Raw genomic sequence first — 18,272 nt, 5'->3', positions numbered from 1 at the left:
ATCTAGCATCATGGCCGGCAACCAAGACCAGATGGACCAGGACGCCATTGCCGCGCAATGGGAAGCCTCCCTGGATTCCGAGGATCCCGCGGCGGCCGCGGAAGAAGCTGCCGCCAATGAACTTTCCGAGAGCATGGCGCTGCAGTGGGCGGCCATGGTCGAGGATGGCGGCCGCGAGTTCGGCAACAAGAATTCCGGCGAACGGGTTCTGTCGCAGGAAGAAATCGACAATCTGCTCGGTTTCACCGTCGGCGACGTCAATCTCGACGACCATTCCGGCATTCGCGCCATCATCGATTCCGCGATGGTGTCCTACGAGCGTCTGCCGATGCTCGAAATCGTGTTCGACCGCCTGGTGCGGCTGATGACCACGAGCCTGCGCAACTTCACCTCTGACAACGTCGAAGTCTCGCTCGACCGCATCACCTCGGTTCGCTTCGGCGACTACATGAATTCAATTCCCTTGCCGGCCGTGCTCAGCGTGTTCAAGGCCGAGGAGTGGGAAAATTTCGGGCTCGCGACGGTCGATTCCAGCCTGATCTATTCGATCATCGACGTGCTGCTCGGCGGCCGCCGCGGCCAGACCTCGCTGCGCATCGAGGGCCGGCCCTACACCACGATCGAAACCAACCTGGTCAAGCGGCTGGTCGAGGTCGTGCTGGCCGACGCCGAGCAGGCGTTCCGGCCGCTGTCGCCGGTGACGTTCTCGATCGACCGGCTGGAAACCAATCCGCGCTTCGCCGCGATCTCGAGGCCCGCCAACGCCGCGATCCTGGTGCGGCTGCGCATCGACATGGAAGACCGCGGCGGCAATATCGAATTGCTGCTGCCTTACGCCACCATCGAGCCGATCCGCCCGGTTCTGCTCCAGATGTTCATGGGCGAAAAGTTCGGCCGCGATCCGATCTGGGAAGGGCATTTCGCGACCGAAGTGGCGCAGGCCGAGATATCGGTCGATGCCGTGCTGTATGAAGCCGACATTCCGCTCAAGCAGTTGATGAAGCTGAAGGTCGGCGACACCTTGCCGCTGGAAATGCGCCCCGAAGCGCTGGTGCAGGTCCGCTGCGGCAACGTCCTTTTGACCGAAGGGCGCATGGGCCGGGTCGGCGACCGCGTCGCCATCCGCGTCACCAAGCAGTTGCGCAAACCCAATACCACCTTCGCGATGTTCGAGAAGGCCGACGAGCAAACCAAGTTGATGGAGGCACAATGAGTCATTCCCTTGGCATTGTAATCGAGAGTCTGGTCGCGGTGCTGCTGATGCTCACGATCGGCTACTGCATGCTGCTCAACAAGCGGCTGAAGCGGCTCAAGGCGGACGAGCATTCGCTGAAAGCCACGATCGCGGAACTGATCACCGCGACCGAAATCGCCGAGCGGGCGATCGGCGGCCTCAAGCACACCGTGCGTGACGTCAATGAAAATCTCGGCAGCCAACTTGCGGCGGCGACGCAGATGGCGGGACATCTGAAGAACATGCTCGCCGAAGGCGACGGCGTCATTCGCCGGCTGTCCAAGATCGCGATCGCGGCCCGGCCCTCGCAGGAAGCCGAACCCGCAGCGCCCAAGGTCTCTTCCGCCAAGGCGGTTGCCGCGGCGGCTGAAGCGTTCTCCGAACGCCGAAGGGCCAGTGGCCTCGCCGCATGAAGTCGTTTCGCGACATCCGCGTCATTCCGGTCGTGCTGGTCGCGATCTTCGGCCTTGCAGTGCTGAAGGTCGCGGGCCTCGTGATCGATGGCGGATACGTGTTCGACTATCAGGTCAGCCAGCCGGCCAAGCGTTCGTGGGCGCAGGACAATCTGGGTTATCCGCGCGGCGCCAAAGCCGATCCCGACGACATCACCGGTTCGGTCAAGAAGGAAGAGAAAAAGGAAGAGGCGCCGAAGCCGGCCGCTCCCGCCAGCGACGCGCCGAAGCCCGACGGCGTCGTGGTGTTTCCCGACCAGAACCCGCAATCGGTGTCGCCGTCGGAGCGCGCCATCCTGGAACGGCTGCAGGCGCGGCGCCAGGAACTGGAGCAGCGCGCGCGTGAAATCGAAATTCGCGAAAGCCTTTTGAAATCCGCCGAAAAGCGCATCGAGGGCCGCGTCGAGGAAATGAAGGCGACCGAGGCAAAGATCTCGACCGCGACGGGGCAAAAGGCGGAGCAGGACGCCGCCCGCTTCAAGGGCATCATCACGATGTATGAGAACATGAAGCCGAAGGACGCCGCCAAGGTGTTCGACCGGCTGGAAATGTCCGTGCTCTACGAAATCGCTTCCCAGATCGCGCCGCGCAAGATGTCGGACATTCTGGGGCTGATGCAGCCGGAAGCGGCCGAACGGCTGACGGTCGAACTGGCCCGCCGCGCCGGCACAGATAAATCCACGTCCACGGCCGAGCTGCCGAAGATCGAAGGCAAGATCCTGCAGCAAAAGCCCAATTGACACGGGCTGCCGGCCGCCCCGGGTGAAGGGGCGTTGGCGTCACCCGGTCAGAACCTGCGCGGCCCCGACGAAACGAACGAGCGATGGGCTACGGCGAGCGCGCCGCGCTCGTTGGTTTCAAGGGCGATCTTCTGCGCCAGCATGACATCGCCTGCGACGAGGTCGCCATCCGGCACGAAGCACCATTTGCAGACGTGGTGGCCCGTGCCGTTGAGTTCCTCGATATTCGTCTGCGTGCCATGATGGATCCGATAGCGCGTCCCGGTGTCGCTGCCGACGACGTCGAAATATCGGAAGCGCTCATAGCAGGCACGCTGCTTCGGCGAGAGCCAACCCTTCAACAGGGTCAGCGCTCGTGCCTCGGTTTCGTAGCGGAACGATCTGCTACAGGAACCAGATCGCGCCACCACCAGCGAAAGCGCCGAAAGCAGCAGTGTGCCAAGCAAAGCCAGGATGAACGAGCATATCGCCAGGACGATCTGCTGGGTCACTGCCGTCAGCCACCAACGAGACGCGGATAAAACAGCGTTTCCTCCGCCGTCGGATCGAAGGAACGAATAACCCTTTGCTCGCCGGGCCCCGATCGGACCGCTGCCGTAAAGCCTGCGCCGGTCAATTCCCTGAAACGCCGCTCGGCCTTTTCGACCTCCGCGCGATCATGGATGTCGAATGTATGGCGGGTGTCACCGGTACGATCCATCACGATCTGGGTTGCCATTTTACGCACTCCGAATTGGCTGCCTGAGGCAGGTTTGGCAGACCCGGGAGCTGGTTGATCGATTGCCGGCCCCGCGTCCCGGGTCCATTATTTCCCTAAGACGGGATGGCTGATGTTGGTTCCATCCGTCTTGCGATAATGATTCCGATCACGACGCGGCCTGCACTATCGTGCTTGTTGCCGCTGCGAGCCCGCGGCCTCTTGCGGAATGAGGTCGCATTCCGGCCACCCGGGCGCGGCAGCGGGTGCCCGCCGACCCCCTCCAGCGAAATCAATGAGTTGACGTTAACAAAACCTTAAGTCGGCCAATCCAAGATTCAAACCGGCAGGCGAGCGCGCTTCGCCGCAGAACTCATTGAGGCCGCGAGATTTCCTGGATGGGGCAAAGGGCTGCCGCTGGAACTGGGTCGCAGGGCCGCGCTTTGGCGCGGGCGGCCCGGCTTTGCCTCGGCCGGCCGCTTGCCTTTGTCCTGCTGCTCGCCGGCCTCGCTGTCGCGCAGCCGTGCCGCGCCGACGATCAAGTCCGGGGGGAGGCGACGTTCACGTCCGGCGGCGGCTTCGCCCGCCTGGTGTTGAAGCTGGCCGAGGACGTCGAGTCAGACGTTTCGACCGCGGGTTCGATCATCATCATCCATTTCAAGCGCCCGGTGGATATTCCCGTCGACAAATTGTCGGATGCCGTTCCCGATTATGTCGGCTCGGCTCGGCGCGATCCCGACGGTACGGCGATCCGGCTGTCGCTGGCGCGGCGGGCAACCGTCAACACCATGACGGCGGGGGAGCGGATCTTCGTCGACTTCCTGCCCGATAGCTGGACCGGCCCGCCGCCCGCGCTTCCTGCGGCGGTCGTGCGCGAACTGGCGGAGCGGGCGCGGGCCGCCGAACGCGCGCTTCGGGCGCAGCTTGCGGTCAACGCCGCGAAGAAGCGGCCGCCGGTGCGTGTCCGCGCCTCGGTGCAGCCGACCTTCGTCCGCTTCGTGTTCGAGATGCCCGACGGCGTCAACGTGTCGTCGGTGCTGAACGATCAGAAGCTGACGCTGCAGTTCAACAGCGTGCTCAATTTCGACCTGGCGGACGCGAAGGTGGCGGCGCCGCCGAACATCGCCTCGATCAACCAGCGGGCCGACGTCGACTCTTCCGCAGTCGACATCGTGCTGATTGGCGAGGTCGACGTGCATTCCTTCCGCGAGGAAAAGAACTATGTGATCGATGTTGCCTTCCAGCAGGCGGAAAAGCCCGCTTTGGCCGCGCCGCATGCCGAGGCCAAGCCGGCCGTGCCGGCCAAACCGGGGCCTGCCTCGCGGATTTCCCGCGACAAGGCCCTGAAGGAATCGCCGCCGTCGCAACTGCCGCCGGAGATTCCGCCCGTTACCTCGGAGACGATTGCCGAACAGGCCAGGATCGAGATCAAACCCGCCCAGGTTACCGAAGCGCCGGCCGTGGCCGAGGCCGCAACGCCTGCCGTCGAAAAAGTGACGCCGGCCAAGGGCAATGTGGCTCCCGCGGCTGAGAAGATGGCAGCCGCGCCGGAACAAGCAGCGCCGCCGGCGGAAGCTGCGAAAGTCGTGCAGCCTGCCGAACAGCTCCAGGCCGCTGCTGCGGAAGCGCCGAAGGCTGTGGCGCCCAAGCAGGCTCCACCTCCCGCGGAGCCGCCGAAGGGGGCTGCGGCATCGAGTCCGCCGCCGGAAAGCGGCGCCAAGGACAAGACCGCCACCGTCGAGGCGAGGCGTGACAGCGACGGCCTGCGCGTCACGTTCTCCTTTGCCACGCCGACCCCGGCTGCGCTGTTCCGCCGCGCCGATACGGTGTGGCTGGTGTTCGACCAGGCCAAACCGATCGATATCGAACCGATCCGCGCCAAGGGCGGCGCCATTATCGGCGATGTCAGCCGGCTGCCGCTGGAAAAGGGCCAGGCCATCCGCATCCGCCTCAACCGGCCGCAGATCCCTTCGCTCGAAAGCGAAGGCCGCGCCAACGGCGCCGAGTGGACGCTGACTTTCGCCGACCGCGGCCAGACGCCGCCGCTGCCGCTGATGGTGCTCCGGAACATTACCGATCCGGCGCTCGCCAATGTCACCGTGCCGCTGGCCAATCCCGGTGCGATGCACCGGCTGGTCGATCCCGACGCCGGCGATACGCTGTTGGTCGTCACCGCGCCGCCGCCGACCCGCGGCCTCATCAAGCGGCACGATTTCGTCGAATTATCGCTGCTGGAATCCGTGCACGGCGTGGTCGCGCATCCGAACTCCGACGATATCAACGCCGAGGTCGGCGCCGACAAGGTGATGCTTGGACGGCCCGGCGGATTGACGCTGTCGTCCGCCGACGTCGCGGCCGAACGCGCCACCGCGGCGGTGCGGCCGCTGTTCGACGCCAACGAATGGCGCAAGAACCGGGAAGAGAAATTTCTCGCCAGGCTGGATGCGTTGACCAAGGCCGCGGCCGCCGCGGGGCCAGAGCAAAAGGCGCAACCCCGACTCGAGCTTGCCAATTTCTACATGTCGCGCGGGATGTATCAGGAAGCGAGGGGGGTGACCAACCTCATCCTCTCCGAGACCAACCAGGGGAGCGAGGATGCCGCCGTGCTGATGGTGCATGCGGTCGCCAGCATCCTGATCGGCCATCCCGAGCGGGCGCTGAAGGATCTTGCAAGTCCTGCGATCGGCAACGGCTATGATTCCCAATTGTGGAAAGGGTTCGCGTTAGCCCGTCAGGAAAAATGGGCGGACGCGCGCGAAAAGTTCAAGAACGCCGAATTCTCGATCGCGGCGCTGCCGCTCGAACTGCAGCGCATCGTCACCGCGGATGCGATGCGGGCCTCGCTCGAGGTGAAGGACTATGCCGGGGCCTCGCGGCGGCGCAGCGAGCTCGAGGTGATCGGCATCCCTGCCGAGATGAAGCCCGGGATCGCGGTGCTGCGCGGGCGGCTCGCCGAGGCGCTGGGGCACGACAAGGACGCGCTCGACGCCTACAGCTATGCGGCGCAGTCCGGCGACCGACAGGCGTCGGCGGAGGCGAGGCTGCTGGAGGCCCTGCTGCGGCACAGGCGCGGCGAACTCGGCCAGGCCGAGTTCACGCGCGAACTGGAGATATTGTCGGTCATCTGGCGCGGTGACGCGATCGAGTTGAGGACGCTGAACAAGCTGGCCCAGATCTACGCCGAAAGCGGGCGCTATGCCGACTCGCTCACCGCCGCCAAGACCGCGACGAAGCTGCAGCCCAATTCCGAATTGTCGCGGCAGGGTCAGGATGCGGCGTCCGCCTTGTTCGCGGAGCTCTATCTCGGCTCGAAGGGCGACGACATGAAGCCGGTCGACGCGCTCGCCATGTTCTATGAGTTTCGCGAATTGACGCCGATCGGCCGGCGCGGCGACGAGATGATCCGGCGCCTCGCGGACCGGCTGGCGACGGTCGACCTGCTCGACCAGGCCGCCGAACTGCTGCGGTATCAGGTCGACAAGCGGCTGGAGGGAGCCGCGCGCGCGCAGGTGGCGGCGCGCCTTGCCATGGTCTACCTGACCAACCGCAAGCCGGACCGGGCGATCGCGGCGCTGCGCTTGACCCGGATCGCCGACCTCTCCGGCGAACTGCGGCAGCAGCGGCTGCTCCTTGAGGCACGGGCCCAGAGCGACACCGGTCGTCATGACCTCGCGCTCGATATCATCTCCAACATCACCGGCCGCGAAGCGATCCGGCTGCGCTCCGACATCTATTGGGCGTCGCGGCAGTGGCGGGAGGCTTCCGAACAGATCGAGCTGTACTACGCCGACCGCTGGCGGGATTTCAGGCCGCTGGACGCCGCCGAGAAGAGCGACGTGATTCGCGCCGTGGTCGGCTATGCGCTGGCCGGGGACGCGATCGGCCTGGCCCGTTTTCGCGAAAAATACGCGCCGCTGATGACCGGCGAGGCAGACCGGTTTGCATTCGACACCGCAAGCAAGCCGGCCGCCTCCAACAGCACCGAATTCGCCCTGATCGCCAAGATGGCCGCCAGCGTCGACACGCTCGACGGCTTCATCCGCGAAATGAAGATTCGCTTCCCGGATGCCACCGCCCGCGCGCCGCTATCGCCGGAAATGTCCGGGGCCGAGCCGGTCCATACCGGCGCCTTGCCCGCGATATCAGGCATCCGGCGGATCGAAATGAAGAAGCAGGCGAAGTAGCAGATTTGGCCGCAGGTTCGGCCAATTTTTGACCAGTTGGCGCATTAGGCAAGACGTCAGCGTCTCCTTGGCGCTCCCTGCTATCGTCTCCAGCTAGCCGTTCAAAACTGGCCGTCCGATGCCGCTGACCCGGGACCGAATTATTGGACACGACAACGAACGCCTGGCGTTCAGGTTCACCATGCTGAACGCCGCCGATACGGTCGAGTGCCAGATCAGCGATGCCGCGATGGACGAACTGGCCGGCACCAAAGGAACGGAAAGCATGGCCAGGCAGGCGCAATTCCTGGCGTTGCGGGATGCCATCGAAGGCATTGCATCCGATATGTTCGACAGGCTGCCTGTCGTCAAAGGCCGCGTCATCAGGATATTCACCAAGCACATTCAGAAGTCACCGTCATCGCTGGCCGACCCGAGCGCGACCGGCTCGGAGCCGGATACGGACAACACCGCTTCGCTGCGGGTTATTGCCGAAATGCGGCCGGCAAGCGCGGCGCAATAACGCGCCGCGCTGCGATCGCCCCGAGAGCGGCCGCGCCGCAAAACAGCGACCGCGTCCGGACGGAATGGGGCCATCGAGCGCGACGAGATGGCGCGTCGTTCCGTCACCCCTCGACAGATGCGTGTCAAACCGGCAACCTGCAGGCAAACAACTTGCCGGAGGACACCGTCACGGTGAGCAAGCCCGTCAAAACCGAAGCCGAACTCATCGAGATGGCGCGAGCCGAATTGAAGGTCCACGCCAATTGCCCCGACGGCATCGTCATCTCGGTGATCCCTGACGGCGATAGCTGGGAATTCCGCGCCGAGGCCGAGGACGCCACGATCGCCAAACCAGGCTATCCCGAATGCGTCGCCATGCTGGTCCAGATCGGTGACCACCTCTGCAAGCAGTATGATTTTAAGGGGTAAGTGGCGGTTGCGGGCGTCCGGCTCGGCTTGACCGCCAAAACGTCTTCACACCGTAAAAATCCGCCCCGGGTTCAGAATGTTCTTGGGGTCGAGGGCGCGCTTGAGGGCGCGCATGGTCTCGATTTCCTCCTCTGTCCGGCTCATTTTCAGGTAGGGCCGCTTGAGGATGCCGATACCGTGTTCGGCCGAGATCGAGCCGCCGAATTTGCCGGTGAGGTCGTAGACGAGCTTCTCGAACTCATCGTGCTTGTCGGGCGTATGTTCGTGATACACGCTGGGATGCAAATTGCCGTCGCCGACGTGTCCCATCACGACCGTGAAGGCTTGCGGATCGATCGCTTTGACTCGCGCATCAAGCGTATCCGCATATTCCTCCATCCTGTCGATGGCGAGACTGACATCGAAGCCCATCCGCGCGGCGTAAGGAAAGCTGCGACCCAGTTCGACGCTCGAATCGCGGATGCGCCAGATCGCGGCGGCAGATGCATTCGAGGTAGAGAGCGTGGCGTCGAGGATCAGGTTATCGCCCATCGCCGTCTCGAGCAGTTTCTCGAGGTCGGCGTGGATACGCTCAGGGTCGCTGCCGGAAGCCTCCAGCAGAACATAGAACGGGTGGTGGGTCGGCAGCGGTCCGGCCACGCCCTTCACGCGCTCGACGGTGAGGCGGTAGTAGGCATTCCACATCACTTCGAACGCGGTCAATTCGCCGCTGAGACTTTGCCGCGCCATCCTCAGGAAAGCCGTGACCTGCTCGAACGAGGGCAGGGCACATAGCGCCACCTGCCGCTCCGCCGGCGCGGGAAAGACGCGTAGCGCAGCGCGCGTCACCACGCCGAGGATGCCTTCGCTGCCGATGAAAAGCTGCTTTAAGTCGATGCCGGTATTGTTCTTGATGTATTTGCGCAGGCCCTTGAGCACGGTGCCGTCGGCGGTGACGACTTCGAGGCCGAGGACCAGGTCACGCATCATGCCGTAACGGATGACGCGGTTGCCGCCGGCATTGGTCGAGATGTTGCCGCCGATGGTGCAACTGCCGCGCGCGCCAAGGTCGAGCGGAAACATCAGGCCATCCTGCTCGACCCGCTCCTGGAGCTTTTGCAGCGGTGTGCCGGCCTGCGCGATGGCAACGCCGGCGGAGGCATCGACCTCTTCAACGCTGTTCATGCGCTCCATCGACAGCACGATTTCGTTCGCATTCGGCAGCGCGCCGCGCACCAGCCCGGTCATGCCGCCCTGCGTCGTGACGGGGACACCTTCGCGATGACAGAGCCGCAGCAACGCAGAGACATCCTCCGTCGTTCTCGGGCGGACGACCGCGCGCGGTTTCGGCGCCGGATGGCCGGCGAGATCGTGATGATAGCGCGCGTCGATATCGCCGCCTGATAGCACCGCGCCCTTGTCGAGCGCGTTGCGCAGTTCGTCAATGAAGCCCTCGGACATGCCCCTGCCTCTTCTTTGTGAGAAGTTTGGCCGAAGCTTTACATGCGGCATGGTCAGGAAGAAACCCGGGCCAGCCGCAATCACGGCGTTTTCCGAACTGGAAGGCGCGCTCTGCCATCCTCGGTCGGTGCTGTGACCGGCGATCAGTGCGGCCGTCGCCGGGAGATCCTGTGCGGGGCCTTCTTGATGGGCGACCTCGGCACCAGCGGGGTGACGGTGGGGCTGTCCTGCCGCTCCGGCTCGACCGACGTGATCTGGTTGCAGGCGTCGCACTTGTAGACGTAGACGAGAGGGCGCAATCCGATTCGGGGCAGCTTTCCGATCCTGACCGTACCTATTCCGCAAACTTCGCAGCGCGGCGGCAGACCGGTTTCTGAAGGCTGGACGGGCATATCGAACTATCGCTGAAGCAACAATGAACAAAAGGAAAGTATCGGCGAAACTGGCCGTCGATTGCATCTTAATCAAGGAAATGGAGGTCCGTAAGAATACGAGGTCGGCCACCGGCGTCCATCTTTTGCCATTAAATCGACCCCGGCCGGGCATCCAAACAACACACTGTAGGGGGCAGAGTCGGAACGCCAGCGCGCTACCACACGGAAAATTCCGCCGACCCTTGTCCGGCCGGATTGCAATTGTGAGGCGTGCAGACATGTCTTCTACCAACGGTCACGACACATCGATGCAAGCGGCGCTGGCCCTCGTGGAGGCTGCGGTGTCCCGTCCATCGCCCGCCAACAGATTCAACATTGATCGGGAAGGGCCGGCGAAACGCGCCATAAAACTTAGGGCGTTGCAGCAACGATTCCAGAAACTGAATGAGTACTGCGACGAGGCGGCCGCTGAAATTCGCGCGTCGCTGGAGCGGACGCCGTCGCGCTAGTCCGTAAGAAATTGGTGTCGGGTTTTCCGGGAATGAAATCGAGCGGGCGTTTGCGGCAGGTCAAGCAAGCCGGCCAGATTACCCTTCAGTGCATTCCGCACCGAGCAACTCCATACGGAAAAGGGCAGTTCCGGTTACGAGGCCCGAACTCCCGAAGCAAGATGGCTTGTCGAAGAAACGTCATCTTGCTCCGGGCACTCCGGACCTCGCTTTACTCCTGGCGAAGCGAGACATCACCAGGTTGGATGTCGCTTCGTCAATGTCTCACTTCTTGTCGATCTTCGTGACCGCGTCCGTCTTGTCGATCTTCGTGATGGTCTTAGTCCCCGCCGCGTCGCTCACGGCAAAGGTCACCCTGTCACCGGCGTGCAGGGCGTTCAGCCGCGCGCCATCCTGGATCTTGAATTCTTCGGTCGCGGTGCCGGTGTTCGCACCGGTGGTACCATCAGGTACATCCTTGATCGAGATGGTGCCGCTAATTCGATCTATTCTGGTCACCATTCCGGTCCGCGTTTGCTGAGCAAGCGCCGACGTAGCGGCGATGCTGAGGGCCGCGGTGGCGGCCATAATCATCCCTGCGATTTTCATGGAATACTCCCGGCTGTAGGGCGTCCACGATAAGCCGGGATTGCGGCATTAGTTCCGCGCTGGACCGCGGTGCGGCAATTCTTCACTCTTCAAACAGGGGAGGGCTGGAGGCGCGCTGGAGCGATCCCGCTAGGCCGCGCCGGCCTCGGGCTCGAGTTCGGTTTCCGTCACGGTGCGGTTGCGGCCGAGCCGCTTGGCTTGATAAAGCCCGCGGTCGCAGCGCTCGATCATGGCGTCCGCGGATTCGGCGAGGCGGAATTGCGCCACCCCGATCGAAACCGTGATGCTGCCGATTTCCTTGCCGGTTGCGCGGCGGGTCAGTTTCGCTTCGGCAATGCGGCGGCGAATGCGCTCGGCGACCGACGTGCAATCCTCGAGATCGGCTCCCGGAAGCACCGCGATCAATTCCTCGCCGCCGTAGCGGGCTGCGAGATCGACTTCGCGAACACCTTCCTGCAGGACCTTGGCCACAAGCCGAAGCACCTGATCGCCGACCTGATGGCCGTAATCGTCGTTGAATTTCTTGAAGTGATCGATGTCGATCAGGAAAACGCTGAGCGCCTCGTCCTTTTCCATCGCCGCGATCTGGGCGAGGCGGAGGAATTCGTCCATCGAGTGCCGGTTGGCGAGCCCGGTCAGCGCATCGGTGTTGGAGCGTTGCTCGGCCGCCTTCAGCGAGTCGCGGATGCTGTCCAACTCCTCCGAGGTGGCGGCGAAATTTGCCTCCAGCGTTGCGGCTCGCGCCGTCGCCTTTGACAATTCGTCAACCAGCTTCGAAATGATTGTCCGGGGATCGCTGGTGGCAGCGGCTTCGGAAGATACTTCGCCGAGCGCCTTGATGTGAGTCTGGTTGTCGGTGACGGCGGTGTTGAGGAATTGCTGGGCGGTGGCGATCAGGCCGCTCAATTGGTCGGGAAGGTCGCCGAGCGGGTCGGGGCTGGACTGCGGCGTCACATAGGTAATGTAGAGTTCGTGGTTGATCGCCGGGTCGAATTTGCGCTTGCCGGCGATCAGGATGTCGATGGTCTTTCGCAGCGCCAGCGAATTGCCCAGGGAATATTCGAACCAGACCGCAAAATTGGTCGGGGTGGCAGGAACCGATTGCTGCGCCATCAACCGCATAGCTCGGTCGGCAATCGTCGTGGCGTATTCGGCGTCCATATCGCCGATAGGCTGGCCTGCCATCGTTTGATCCGGTGATGCGTTTGCTACGAAAATTCGGTTCCCTGGCATCCATTTGTGCACGAAGGAACTAATCTGACCTTAAATTCGCTCGGAAACTCCGCAGCAAATACGTAACCAATATTGACCTATTGGGGCACGGAACCCGCGGGAAGGTGGCCGCTAGCTGCCGCCGTAGCTCTGCACCAGGCTTCCCGCCACCAGCGACCAGCCGTCGACCAGCACGAAAAAGATCAACTTGAACGGGAGCGACACCACGACCGGCGGCAGCATCATCATACCCATCGACATCAGGACCGATGCGACCACGAGATCGATGATCAGGAACGGGAGGAACAGCAGAAAGCCGATCTCGAAGGCGCGTTTCAGTTCGGAGATCATGAAGGCCGGGACCAGGATCCGCAGCGACAGGTCCTCCGGCGTCGCCGGCGGCGGCTCGCCGGAGAGATCGACGAACAGCTTCAGATCCTTTTCGCGAACGTTCTTCTGCATGAAGCCGCGCAGCGGCACCGAAGCCTTTTGCAGCGCTTCCTCGACCCCGATCTGGTTGGCGACCAGGGGTTTGATGCCGTCGTCATAGGACTTCTGCAAGACCGGGCCCATCACGAACGCGGTCAGGAACATCGCGAGCGCAATGATCACCGAGTTGGGTGGGGCGGTCGCGGTGCCCAATGCGGTGCGCAGCAGCGACAATACGACGACGATCCGCGTGAACGACGTCATCATGATCAGGATCGACGGCGCGATCGAAAGCACCGTCAACAGCGCGATCAGCTGGATCGCGCGCTCGGTGACGCCGCCGCCGCCCTGGCCGAGATTGATGCTGATGTCCTGCGCCATCGCCGGGTCGGCGAGCGATCCGGCGGCGGTCAGGATTAAGAAAAATAAAACTCTACGCGGAGAAGCCGGCGGCCTCACGAAGGATTCTTCGGACGGCCCAGCAAGGACGCCATCTCGTCTTCGAGATTTTCGAAGCCGCTCTTCTGCGGAGCGGGTGTGGGAGCGGGAGGCTCGCTGCGGGAGGTACGGGCGGGCGGCGTTTCCGGCGCGACCGGCGGCGCCACCGGTTCGGCCGGCCGGCGCAGGGCGGCTTCCAGCCGCTGCGCCATTTCGGCCAGATTCTGGTCGGCACTCGACGGCGCGGGAGCCGGAGGGGGCGCAGGCGGCGGCGCCGCGACGGCGCGTTCAGGCGCGCGGGCCGGCGTCTCACGAACCGCCGGAGTGTCACGGACAGGCAGTGCGTCACGGATTGGCGGTGCCTCACGGGCTGGCGATGCCTCACGGACAGGCAGCACGTCACGGACTGGCGGCGTCTCACGAACTGGTGGCGCCTCGCGGACTGGCGGTGCCTTGGGCAACTCGCGCTGCGGCCGTGGCATCAGCGGCTCGTTGCGGCCGAGGCGCGGCGGGGCCGGTTCGGGGCGACCGCTGATCGATTCCGGCGCAAAGCCCGTCAATGGATCGCTGCGACGTTCCGGCATCGGTGGTGGCGCAGGGCGGCGGAGTTCGTCGGCGAAGGCTGGCCGTGCGGGGCGCGGCGGCGGCTCCGGCATTTGCGGTTCGGCATGATCGAAGGCGTCGGCCGATCGCGAATCGGCTCTTGCTGCCTCGTCGCTCCAGGCAGCGTCGGGCAGCGGCGCGATGCGCGGCGGCTGCTCGCCCACCGCCGGGCGCGGCGCCATTTGATCGCGGTTGGGCATCGCGCGCACGATGTTGGGTTCGACCACGATGTCGCTCGGGCCGCCGATCATCAGGAGATGCTCGACATTGTCGCGCCGTACCAGCACAAGGCGCCGGCGGCCGTCCACGGCGGCGGCGTCGATCACGGCGAGCCGCGGCATCCGTCCGCGCTGGGTGTTGGCGCCGAGGCGGTTGTTGGCGAAACGGCGAACCAGCCATGCGGCCACGCCGATCAGCGCCAGAACGGCGATGAATGCGAAGAGGAATGTCAGTGTCTGCATTCTTTAGTCCCCGGCCACGGGCCGTTCTCTTGATGCTGGTTTCGTCGAGTGCGGTCTTAGGTCTTGCTGTCCGAGCATGTTCCCGGGAACACGGTTCCCGGCATCCTGACCATGCTCCGAAGCGATCCGCGAGACGGCGAATCACGCCCGAGATCAGCCTTATTCCTTAATTCCCCGCGGCGAACGCCGCCGTCCGGTTAATTAATAGACCAAGAATCGCTTGAGCCAAAACGACTTCTGAGCGCCCCAAGTCGCGTCGGCTGGTGCTGGTTAACGCAGTTTTCGTGGCGAAAATGCGCTCGTTTTGTCGCTGTCGGCGGGCATTGGCTGACGTCGATGGCGCTCGAGCGCAATTTTAACCAGCCGTTAACCATACACCGGGCAAATTCTGCCTACCTCGCGGCGCCTGCCAGAGGTTAACGGGGAGCCGCTCGCGATGGCCATCAACGACCTTCCGATCCTGTCGGCGCTGCGCACCAAGATGCAGTGGCACCAGGAACGCCAGCGCGTGCTCGCCGAAAACGTGTCCAACGCCAACACCCCGAATTTCAGGCCGAACGACCTGGTCGAGCCGAAGTTCGACAACAAGGGCGCGAACGTCGGCGGCGGGACGGGCTCGCTTGGCATGATGCGCACCTCATCGACCCATATCGGCGTTTCCGGCGGCGCACCGAGCTTCAGGGGAGACGGCGGCAAGAACGGCTTTTTGACCAAACCGGCCGGCAATGCGGTCAATCTGGAAGAGCAGATGCTGAAGGTTTCGGCCAACCAGATGGATTACGCCGCGGCGACTTCGCTCTACAGCCGCAGCCTCGGACTTCTCAAGACCGCCATCGGAAAACGCTGACGCGTAAGGGAGCCGGATCATGGCAGACGACGGAAGCGATTTCGCCCGCTCGATGAGCATCGCGACGTCAGGCCTGCGCGCGCAGGCGGGGCGGATGCGGGTGATCTCGGAAAATATCGCCAATGCGGACTCCACCGCGCCGACCGCGGGCGGCAACCCGTATCGCCGCAAGGTGCCGACATTCTCATCCGCGCTCGACCGCACGCTGGACGCCCGGGTGGTGACGCTCGGCAAGGTCCGGACCGACCAGTCGGCGTTTCGCGTCAAGCATGAGCCGAGCAATCCGGCGGCGGACGCGGCCGGCAACGTCAAATATCCGAACGTCAATCCGCTGGTCGAAATGACCGACATGCGTGAGGCGCAGCGGTCCTATGAAGCCAACCTCAACATCATCAGCGCCACGCGCCGCATGATTCAACGCACGCTCGACATCCTCAAGGCCTGAACAGGAACCATAGAAAAATGGCTTCACCGACCGTTGCAGCAAACGCCTACGCCGCGCTTTCGCGCATCATGGAATCCGGCGGCGCCGAGAAAAGCGGCCCTTCCGCCGGCGGCCCGTCCTTCAGCGCGCTGCTCAAGGACGCGGTGGGAAGCGTGCTGGATGCCGGCAAGAAATCCGACGCCCAGACCATGGCGATGAGTTCGGGCAAAGCCAACGTCATGGACGTGGTGACGGCGGTCGCGGAGACCGACGTCGCGGTCTCGACGCTGGTGTCGGTGCGCGACCGGGTGATCCAGTCCTACGAAGACATCATGAAGATGCCGATCTGACGCACGCCGTCATTGCGAGCGCAGCGAAGCAATCCATGGCGCCGCGAAAAGAAAGAATGGATTGCTTCCGCCTTCGCTCGTTGAGCTTCGGCGGACAAGTCGTCGCCGCGGACAAGTGTAGAGAAGGACGTTCCAAATGACCGGTGCTGAAACCCTCGACGTGGCGCGCGATGCGATCTGGACCATCGTGGTGGTGTCGTCGCCTCTGATGGTGATCGGGCTCGTGGTCGGCGTCGTGGTCTCGCTGTTCCAGGCGCTGACCCAGATCCAGGAACAGACGCTGATCTTCGTGCCGAAAATTCTCGCGATCTTTGTCACGCTATTGCTCGCCTTGCCGTTCATGGCGGATTCGCTGCACAGTCACATGATGCGGATATCGTCGCGAATCATAGGCGGTTGATGCATTGTAAATGAATGCGCGTCGACATATCCCTGCTGCCGGCCCTTGCCGCCACCTTCATGCTGGTGTTTGCCCGCGTGGGCGCCATGGTGATGCTGATGCCGGGGTTTGGCGAGAGCAACATCCCGGTGCGCATCAAGCTTGGGATCGCGCTTCTGCTGACGCTGATCATCCTGCCGCTGCATCGCGCCGCCTATCAGGTCGACCTGAACTCGATGAGTTCGCTGGGCGTGCTGATGGTGCACGAGATCGTCATCGGCATCGTGCTCGGCGCCACTGCGCGCGTCACGCTGTCGGCGCTGGCGGTCGCGGGTTCGGTGATCGCCCAGCAGCTCGGCCTCGGCTTCGTCACCGCCGTCGACCCGACCCAGGGGCAACAGGGTCTGCTGATCGGCAACTTCCTCACCATCCTCGGCATGACGCTGCTGTTTGCCACCGACAGCCATCACCTGGTCATATCGGCGCTGAACGAGAGCTACCGGATTTTCTCGCCGGGCGAATTGCCGCCGAGCGGCGACGTCGCGGCGCTTGCCACGCGTGCGTTTGCCACGGCCTTCAAGATCGGCATGCAGCTTTCGGCGCCGTTTCTGGTGTTCGGCCTCGTCTTCAATATCGGCCTTGGCGTGCTGGCGCGGCTGATGCCGGCGATGCAGGTCTATTTCGTCGGTGTGCCGCTGTCGATCATGGTGGGCTTTCTGATCCTCGCCCTCGTCCTCACCGGAATGATGGCGACCTATCTGAACTACTTCATCGGCGTGATGCACGAGTTGACGCCGCTGAAATAGAGCATGATCCCGGCGCAAACGCGGAACGCGTTTGCGCGGAGATCATGCTCAAACAAAATGCTAGGACGCCGCGATGGCCGACGATACCGACGACAAAACAGAAGACCCTACGCAAAAACGTCTCGACGATGCGCTTGCCAAGGGGGACGTCGTCAAGAGCCAGGAGGTCAACACCTGGTTCATCATCGCGGGCGCCACGCTGATATTGTCGACCTTCTCGGGGTCGATCGGCGGCGGCATCCTGACGCCGCTGCGCAACCTGATCGCCAATGCGGGCCAGCTTCGCGCCGACGGCGCGGCGCTGCTCGCGCTCAGCAACACATTAAGCTATGCCGTGCTCGGCGCCATCGGCGTGCCGCTGTTGATGCTCATGCTCGCCGCGATCGCCGGCAACATGATCCAGCACCGGCTGGTATGGTCGTCGGAATCGCTGACACCGAAATTCAGCAAGGTATCGCCCGGCGCCGGACTGAAACGCATCTTCGGCAAGCAGGCGGTGGCGAATTTCGCCAAGGGCGTGTTCAAGCTGATCGCGCTTGGCGCCGTCATGATGGCGGTGCTGTGGCCCGAGCGCCATCGCCTGGAATCGTTTCTGATGTTCGATCCTTCGGCGATCCTCGGCGTCACCACCAATCTGACATTGCAATTGATGGGCGCGGTGGTGGCGATGCTGGCCGCGGTCGCTATCGCCGATTATTTCTTCCAGTACCGGCAATGGTACCAGCGGCAGAGGATGTCGCTGCAGGAGATCAAGGACGAATACAAGCAATCCGAAGGCGACCCCCACATCAAGGGCAAGATCCGGCAGTTGCGCCAGCAGCGCATGAAGAAGCGCATGATGGCCGCCGTGCCCAACGCCAGCGTGATCATCACCAACCCGACCCACTATTCGATCGCGCTGTCCTACGATCGCGGCATGTCGGCGCCTGTCTGCGTGGCCAAGGGTGTGGACAACGTCGCGCTCAAGATCAGGGAAGTCGCCAGGAAGCACGACATTCCGATCGTGGAGAACGTGCCACTGGCGCGGGCGCTTTATGCCACCGTCGATGTCGACGAGGAGATTCCGGTCGAGCACTATCAGGCGGTCGCCGAGATCATCGGCTATGTCATGGGCCTGAAGAACGGGCTTGCCGCCCGGAGAATGTGAGAGGAACCGCTGGAAATCGCCTTGAAATGCCTTCAATCTGTCAAAT

General features: G+C 63.5%; 20 protein-coding genes. 13 read left to right on the top strand and 7 right to left on the bottom strand.

Features of this window, described 5'->3' with window-relative positions; genetic code table 11:
* Positions 1-10: 10 nt before the first annotated feature.
* The 3 genes from fliM to IVB05_RS30775 are packed head-to-tail and all read left to right on the top strand — an operon-like array spanning position 11 to position 2,426.
* Positions 11-1,213, top strand: a complete 1,203-nt coding sequence (gene fliM, locus IVB05_RS30785) for a flagellar motor switch protein FliM (RefSeq protein WP_108519780.1) — start codon at positions 11-13, stop codon at positions 1,211-1,213.
* Positions 1,210-1,647, top strand: coding sequence for a DUF6468 domain-containing protein (locus tag IVB05_RS30780; protein ID WP_247779787.1), 438 nt, complete (start codon positions 1,210-1,212; stop codon positions 1,645-1,647). The genes fliM and IVB05_RS30780 overlap by 4 nt, the downstream gene beginning before the upstream one ends.
* The gene (locus IVB05_RS30775) at positions 1,644-2,426 is read left to right on the top strand and encodes a flagellar protein FlbB (RefSeq protein WP_247779786.1); all 783 of its coding nucleotides are present in this window, start codon (positions 1,644-1,646) and stop codon (positions 2,424-2,426) included. The genes IVB05_RS30780 and IVB05_RS30775 overlap by 4 nt, the downstream gene beginning before the upstream one ends.
* A 47-nt stretch (positions 2,427-2,473) precedes the next feature.
* Here the strand turns inward: IVB05_RS30775 and IVB05_RS30770 are convergent, their stop codons facing one another.
* Entirely contained in the window at positions 2,474-2,839 is a 366-nt protein-coding gene (locus tag IVB05_RS30770; RefSeq protein ID WP_247787140.1) for a hypothetical protein, read from the bottom strand.
* A gap of 83 nt (positions 2,840-2,922) precedes the next feature.
* Positions 2,923-3,144 carry a hypothetical protein gene (locus IVB05_RS30765; RefSeq protein WP_247516289.1) on the bottom strand — a complete coding sequence of 74 codons (222 nt, stop codon included), beginning with the start codon at positions 3,142-3,144 and terminating at the stop codon, positions 2,923-2,925.
* Between the two features lie 377 nt (positions 3,145-3,521).
* On the opposite strand from IVB05_RS30765, the gene IVB05_RS30760 reads away from it, so the two are divergent.
* The 3 genes from IVB05_RS30760 to IVB05_RS30750 all read left to right on the top strand — a co-directional run bounded on the left by IVB05_RS30760 (position 3,522) and on the right by IVB05_RS30750 (position 8,219).
* Positions 3,522-7,307 carry a tetratricopeptide repeat protein gene (locus IVB05_RS30760; protein WP_247779785.1) on the top strand — a complete coding sequence of 1,262 codons (3,786 nt, stop codon included), beginning with the start codon at positions 3,522-3,524 and terminating at the stop codon, positions 7,305-7,307.
* A gap of 118 nt (positions 7,308-7,425) precedes the next feature.
* A complete protein-coding gene (locus IVB05_RS30755; protein WP_247779784.1) occupies positions 7,426-7,809 on the top strand; it encodes a DUF1488 family protein in 384 nt (127 codons plus the stop codon).
* A 173-nt stretch (positions 7,810-7,982) separates the two neighbouring features.
* Positions 7,983-8,219 (top strand): hypothetical protein, encoded by a 237-nt coding sequence (locus IVB05_RS30750; RefSeq protein WP_247779783.1) that lies wholly within the window; start codon positions 7,983-7,985, stop codon positions 8,217-8,219.
* A gap of 45 nt (positions 8,220-8,264) precedes the next feature.
* Here the strand turns inward: IVB05_RS30750 and IVB05_RS30745 are convergent, their stop codons facing one another.
* Positions 8,265-9,659, bottom strand: coding sequence for an FAD-binding oxidoreductase (locus IVB05_RS30745; protein WP_247779782.1), 1,395 nt, complete (start codon positions 9,657-9,659; stop codon positions 8,265-8,267).
* A 652-nt stretch (positions 9,660-10,311) separates the two neighbouring features.
* On the opposite strand from IVB05_RS30745, the gene IVB05_RS30740 reads away from it, so the two are divergent.
* Entirely contained in the window at positions 10,312-10,542 is a 231-nt protein-coding gene (locus IVB05_RS30740) for a hypothetical protein (RefSeq protein ID WP_247779781.1), read from the top strand.
* A 264-nt stretch (positions 10,543-10,806) separates the two neighbouring features.
* Here IVB05_RS30740 and IVB05_RS30735 read toward each other — a convergent pair whose 3' ends face one another.
* From IVB05_RS30735 to IVB05_RS30720, 4 genes are all read right to left on the bottom strand, one after another.
* On the bottom strand, positions 10,807-11,130 hold the full coding sequence (locus tag IVB05_RS30735; RefSeq protein ID WP_247779780.1) for a copper-binding protein: 324 nt from the start codon (positions 11,128-11,130) through the stop codon (positions 10,807-10,809).
* A 129-nt stretch (positions 11,131-11,259) separates the two neighbouring features.
* Entirely contained in the window at positions 11,260-12,243 is a 984-nt protein-coding gene (locus IVB05_RS30730) for a GGDEF domain-containing protein (protein WP_247787138.1), read from the bottom strand.
* Between the two features lie 231 nt (positions 12,244-12,474).
* Entirely contained in the window at positions 12,475-13,230 is a 756-nt protein-coding gene (gene fliP / locus IVB05_RS30725) for a flagellar type III secretion system pore protein FliP (protein WP_247779779.1), read from the bottom strand.
* Positions 13,227-14,273: a flagellar biosynthetic protein FliO gene (locus IVB05_RS30720; RefSeq protein ID WP_247779778.1), complete on the bottom strand. Its 1,047-nt coding sequence runs from the start codon at positions 14,271-14,273 to the stop codon at positions 13,227-13,229. Before IVB05_RS30720 ends, fliP begins: the two co-directional genes overlap by 4 nt.
* A gap of 436 nt (positions 14,274-14,709) precedes the next feature.
* On the opposite strand from IVB05_RS30720, the gene flgB reads away from it, so the two are divergent.
* From flgB to flhB, 6 genes are all read left to right on the top strand, one after another.
* Positions 14,710-15,120, top strand: a complete 411-nt coding sequence (gene flgB / locus IVB05_RS30715; RefSeq protein WP_247779777.1) for a flagellar basal body rod protein FlgB — start codon at positions 14,710-14,712, stop codon at positions 15,118-15,120.
* Positions 15,121-15,139: 19 nt separating this feature from the next.
* Positions 15,140-15,565 (top strand): flagellar basal body rod protein FlgC, encoded by a 426-nt coding sequence (gene flgC, locus IVB05_RS30710; protein WP_214488473.1) that lies wholly within the window; start codon positions 15,140-15,142, stop codon positions 15,563-15,565.
* A 17-nt stretch (positions 15,566-15,582) separates the two neighbouring features.
* Positions 15,583-15,894, top strand: a complete 312-nt coding sequence (fliE, locus tag IVB05_RS30705) for a flagellar hook-basal body complex protein FliE (protein ID WP_247779776.1) — start codon at positions 15,583-15,585, stop codon at positions 15,892-15,894.
* 136 nt (positions 15,895-16,030) lie between these two features.
* Entirely contained in the window at positions 16,031-16,294 is a 264-nt protein-coding gene (fliQ, locus tag IVB05_RS30700; RefSeq protein WP_025588824.1) for a flagellar biosynthesis protein FliQ, read from the top strand.
* A gap of 14 nt (positions 16,295-16,308) precedes the next feature.
* A complete protein-coding gene (gene fliR / locus IVB05_RS30695) occupies positions 16,309-17,079 on the top strand; it encodes a flagellar biosynthetic protein FliR (RefSeq protein WP_247779775.1) in 771 nt (256 codons plus the stop codon).
* 73 nt (positions 17,080-17,152) lie between these two features.
* Positions 17,153-18,226, top strand: a complete 1,074-nt coding sequence (gene flhB / locus IVB05_RS30690) for a flagellar biosynthesis protein FlhB (protein ID WP_247779774.1) — start codon at positions 17,153-17,155, stop codon at positions 18,224-18,226.
* Positions 18,227-18,272: the final 46 nt, after the last annotated feature.

Origin of the sequence: Bradyrhizobium sp. 170 (assembly GCF_023101085.1) — a bacterium.
In the GTDB taxonomy this organism is placed as follows: Bacteria; Pseudomonadota; Alphaproteobacteria; order Rhizobiales; family Xanthobacteraceae; genus Bradyrhizobium.
Note: the sequence above shows the minus strand (reverse complement) of the source record. Positions and strands in the feature narration are given on the sequence as shown.